Raw genomic sequence first — 4463 nt, 5'->3', positions numbered from 1 at the left:
CGCCGATGCTCCCGCCACCAGCCGGTCGAGCTGCCTGTTTCCCCGCACGCCACACCAAGCCGTGCCACTGGCGGAAACACCCACCCCAGCTCGATGAGCACAATCAGTACACCTTCACCGGCAGCCGCCGACGATCAAGGAAAAATGCGAAAGTCGAGGGCTGGCGAAAGCCGATAGAAATGTTCGACGAGCTGCTGGAACGGCATGCGTCGCCATGACCGCTTGATTCCGCCTACTGTTTACGAACGCCTCCCTGTATGCGGTTCATTTCTCTCGAGCGAGGACCGCCTCACCTATTGCTTGACCGGCAGGCGTCACATCCAGCCATACAACCGCTCCAGGAGTAAGATCCTCATCCCCCCACGCAAGCCAGTCCTGCGTGATTCGAACTATCGCCTCCCCCGTCGAACACTCCCACTGACGGAAACCAGAACCATCATATTCACCGGCAACCATCAGACCAGACGTGAGCACCTCGGCTATCAGACCGATTGAGAGCGCACGCAGATCCCTGGGCTCCACCAGACCACTTCGTTGCGCAATCTGATACAGCCATGCCGCGTAGACCCAGTCATCGACTCCGTTCGCAAGAATATCCTCAATGAGTGTGCGATCGTCCCATGTACTCATCGAACATGGACCTTTCTTTTAGCACCGTTCGGCAGGCGGATGTCGATCGCCGAACCTCCACTCCTCGAATCCGAACGGATGGCAACTGCCGTCCCGTCAGCATGACGTACGGCCGTACCCTTGTAACTGCCCCACTCTACAGGGGTCCCACCTCGGGCCAGCTCGTCATAAAGTGATCGCAATTCAGCCTCCGCGCCAACCGTACGAACGTGTCCATTCACGGGTGCGACCCGTTGTGATGTTGTTTTAGGCGGTGGTGGCGAGGGCGGGGGCTGGGATGTTGGTCCGGGGTACGGGGAGCCAGGGCTTGCCCGCGAGGGCCGTCGTGATCGCTTCGATGGCGCGTAGGCCGTGGTCGGAGGCGGAGACGAGGTAGGAGCGCACGCGGCAGTAGGCGGCGAGGGTCGCCGGGGTGTGCCAGTAGCCGGAGACGGCCTGGTGGCGTTTCGGGAGCCGTAGCGCCTGCTCGCAGGCGTTGTTCGTCCACGGAATCCTGACGTTGGTGGCGAACAGCCAGACCCGGTCGGCGATGGTGGCGAACCGGGTCGCCAGCACGTGGCCGGGATGGTGGGCACCGTCGGTCCAGTCCCGGCAGCGGTTGGTCAGCCGGCCCCACTCGACGTCCTTGTCGTAGCGGGCGCGCAGGGCGGCGAGCAGGTCCGCGTCCAGGCGGTCGTGTCCGGCGGCGCGGGCGGCGGCGACCTCGCGGTAGGCCTCGCGCAGCAGGTCGATGAGCCGGCCGGCCCAAGCCTGGACCTTCGGGTCGAGGTTCACCACCCCGCGTAGGTGGCGAATGAGGTGGGCGCAGCATTCCTGGACGCCGGCGAGCTGGGCGTCGCACTGGTACCAGCCGGCGTAGCCGTCCCGGACCAGGTAGCCGCGGAAGCCGGACAGGATCTGCAGGCCCTCGATCGCCTCCGACGAACGGGAGTGGGTCGGCGCGTACCAGACCAGTCCGGGGGCCGGGGTGCGCACGGTGACGATGTGCGGGGTCCCCGCCAGCGCCCTCCCGGCGTCGTCGACGTCGCGGCCGAGCACGTTGACCGCCCTCTCGTCGCCGCACAGCACGTCCTCGGCGCCGAGCGCCGTCCTCATCGCCGCGTCGAACCCGGCCGCGTCCCGCGTGGCGGCGAGCCGTTCGACCGCGCGGGCGACGAACCCGGACGACACCGGCACGCCCAGCAGGGCGGCGATGAGCATCGCGGCCCGCTCGACCGGCACGTTGCCCTCGGTGGCCAGCAGCACCGCGGCGGCGTTCAGCCGCGGCCCGTAGGACACACAGCCCGCCCTCGCGTGCGGCACGACCGCGGCCGTGACCTTCCGGCAACAGACGCACCGCCGCCGCGGCAGCGCCCACTCGACCTTCTCCAGCACGGGTTCGAGCACGTCCCACAGCTGCGCCCAGCCATCGCCCAGCACCTCAGCCTCGGAAAGATCCGCCTGGCACGACGAGCACTGGTCCGGCGGGTCCGCCCGCAACGATCGGTCCGGATCCGCATCCCGGGCCAGCCCCGACCCCGGATGACCCGGCTGCCCACCTGGTTTCCGGTCCTTCGACCGGACCCCCGCTCCGAGGCCTGCCGTGCCCGACGCTGCGCCTTCGCTCCGATCGGCTCCCTCGATGGCGGCGTCGAGGAGTTCGTGCTGTCCATCCCGAGGCGCCGCCGCAACTGCGCGACCTCAAGCTCCAGCCGCCGGCGTTCGGCCCGCTCCACGGCAAGCTCCGCCTCACGGCCGGCCAACTCCACCGCATGCCGCTGGGCCGCGTCCTCGACCACCCGACGCAGCCGGCCGTTCGTCTCCGCCAACCGGCCGTGCGCCCCGGTCAGCCGCGCGACGGCCTCCGTCAACTCCCCGACCCGCGCCTCCGCCGCGACAGCCCGCGACTCGAACGACGCGAGACGCGACTCGAACGACGCGGACGGGTCAGCCACAACTCCAGATCATGCCCAGCCGGCGGCCACGATCAAGCAACACCCGCGACGGGTTTCCTCAACGCGAACACCCAGGTCAGCGGACCACGATCCGTCACCCGTGAATGGACACTCCTGTAGTCGTCCGGCTACAGGTTCCGGTCAACTGCGAAGACCTGAAGTCTGACGAATCCTCGTTCACCAAGACTTTTCGCGGCGAAGTCGCTCCAGCAACAAAAAGTTTGAATTACTACTGTCAATTTCAAAAGACTCAATTATTGCCCCAGAATGATCCGTTCTTACCGAGGAAACCAGTATCCCATATTCATACACGGCATCAAAGCGAAGGTTTCCGCCTTCGTCGAACTCCCGGAATGCCCCATGGGGGACATTCTCCCTAAAATAAGATTCTCCCTTTATTTTACCCGAAGGGTACCAATCCCGCGCAGGCCTTTCTTGCAACCCTCGACGATAGCCGATCTCCGAAATTCCCCGACCGGGAACTTCTTCGTACCCTATACCCGTAAAAAGAGCACCGCGATGGGTGTACACCATATTTTCATCGAAATCAAGTTCTGCGTCGGGAACTCTCAGCACGCCCACTTCACCGTCTTCGCTCATGGAATTTCCTCCGCGCCTCGCGTGAGAAATGAACAGTAGGAACATCTGCCAATCGATGCTCCCTGCTCTGCACCGCGAAGACGCACATTATAGATCAAAAAATCTTCGATGCTAGAGCCAGCCCTCGCCCACAACCCCTGGTTGATCGCATTTATTTCAGAGTGAGCACCCGGGATACCTTTTCCTGATACGTAAGAACCTGTTTTGAATCTTGTAAGCATGCATGGAGCGTGCCCTTCGCCGGATGATCGACATGACTGGGCGAAATTTGATCATTACTGTCGGGGTATGTCGCGGTCGCATCATTACCCATCAGATCTGTCCGACGGCGAGTGGGCGCTGGTCGAACCGCTGCTGCCGCCGATAAGCAAGGATGGTCGGCCTGAGGAACACCCCCGCCGGGAGATTGTGAACGCGATCCTCTACGTGGCGCACAACGGCGGAGTGTGGCGGTCGCTGCCGTCGGATTTTCCGCCCTGGCAGACGGTCTACGGTTTCTTTTACCGATGGCGGAAGAAGGGGGTGACGGTGAAGTTGCACGACGCTCTGCGTGACAAGCTGCGCACGCTGGCGGGCCGGGACGTCGCACCCACCATGGGAATCATCGACTCCCAGTCTGTCAAGGGCGCGCAGACCGTGGGCAGGGGCTCCCGAGGCTACGACGCCGGTAAGAAGGTCAACGGCCGCAAGCGTTTCTTCATCGTCGACACCCTCGGCCTGCTGCTCGCCGTGCTGGTCGTCCCAGCCGGCGTCCAGGACCGCGACGGCGGCCGGCGCGTCCTGGTGGACCATTACTTCGCTCACCGGCGCTGCCGTCATCTGTGTGCCGACGCCGGTTTCGCCGGCTGGTTCGTGGAATGGGCCGCCACCATCATGAGAACCACCGTATCGATCATCCGAAAGAAACCCGGACAGAAACACTTCGAGGTCCTCCCGAAAAGGTGGATCGTTGAACGCACCATCTCCTGGATCACCGCGCATCGTCGCCTCGCTCGAGACTACGAACGCGAACCCGCCACCTCCGAATCATTTATCCATTGGGCGATGATTCGTATCATGACCCGCCGTATCGCGCGCCAGACGCCGATCAAGCGCTGGACGCCTCTCGCAGTTACACACAGTGAGTAAAATCAAGATTCAAAACAGGTTCTTATACGACTGCGCAGGCTGATCGATGGGCGGCACACGATCAACCTACGGGGTGTCACCCACCGCGAGCACCGCACAGTCACAGCGCTTGTCACCCAAACGACCCGACCTGCGTCAACACGAGACAATCAAGAGACCTGGCCGGTTACA

At 63.7% G+C, this 4463-nt stretch carries 3 protein-coding genes and 2 pseudogenes; 2 read left to right on the top strand and 3 right to left on the bottom strand.

Annotated features, from left to right (window positions below; all coding sequences use genetic code 11):
* Positions 1-218 (top strand): hypothetical protein (locus AC5LSR_RS22955; protein ID WP_493469002.1); only part of this gene is annotated, 218 nt, incomplete at its 5' end.
* 46 nt (positions 219-264) lie between these two features.
* On the opposite strand, the gene AC5LSR_RS22950 is transcribed toward AC5LSR_RS22955, so the two are convergent.
* From AC5LSR_RS22950 to AC5LSR_RS22940, 3 genes and pseudogenes are all read right to left on the bottom strand, one after another.
* The gene (locus tag AC5LSR_RS22950; RefSeq protein ID WP_250290210.1) at positions 265-630 is read right to left on the bottom strand and encodes a hypothetical protein; all 366 of its coding nucleotides are present in this window, start codon (positions 628-630) and stop codon (positions 265-267) included.
* A 246-nt stretch (positions 631-876) separates the two neighbouring features.
* Positions 877-2564: pseudogene (gene tnpC / locus AC5LSR_RS22945) on the bottom strand (IS66 family transposase).
* Between the two features lie 177 nt (positions 2565-2741).
* Positions 2742-3164 carry a toxin-antitoxin system YwqK family antitoxin gene (locus AC5LSR_RS22940; protein WP_250290208.1) on the bottom strand — a complete coding sequence of 141 codons (423 nt, stop codon included), beginning with the start codon at positions 3162-3164 and terminating at the stop codon, positions 2742-2744.
* 288 nt (positions 3165-3452) lie between these two features.
* Here AC5LSR_RS22940 and AC5LSR_RS22935 point away from each other — a divergent pair.
* Positions 3453-4292, top strand: a pseudogene (locus AC5LSR_RS22935) (IS5 family transposase); the annotation flags it as partial.
* Positions 4293-4463: the final 171 nt, after the last annotated feature.

The organism is Protofrankia sp. CiP1_Cm_nod4, from assembly GCF_982290645.1.
Note: the sequence above shows the minus strand (reverse complement) of the source record. Positions and strands in the feature narration are given on the sequence as shown.

What these genes read in the sequence shown, in the direction of transcription:
- AC5LSR_RS22950 (WP_250290210.1), bottom strand. Translation starts at nt 630, where the DNA reads ATGAGTACATGGGACGATCGCACACTCATTGAGGATATTCTTGCGAAC.
- AC5LSR_RS22940 (WP_250290208.1), bottom strand. Translation starts at nt 3,164, where the DNA reads ATGAGCGAAGACGGTGAAGTGGGCGTGCTGAGAGTTCCCGACGCAGAA.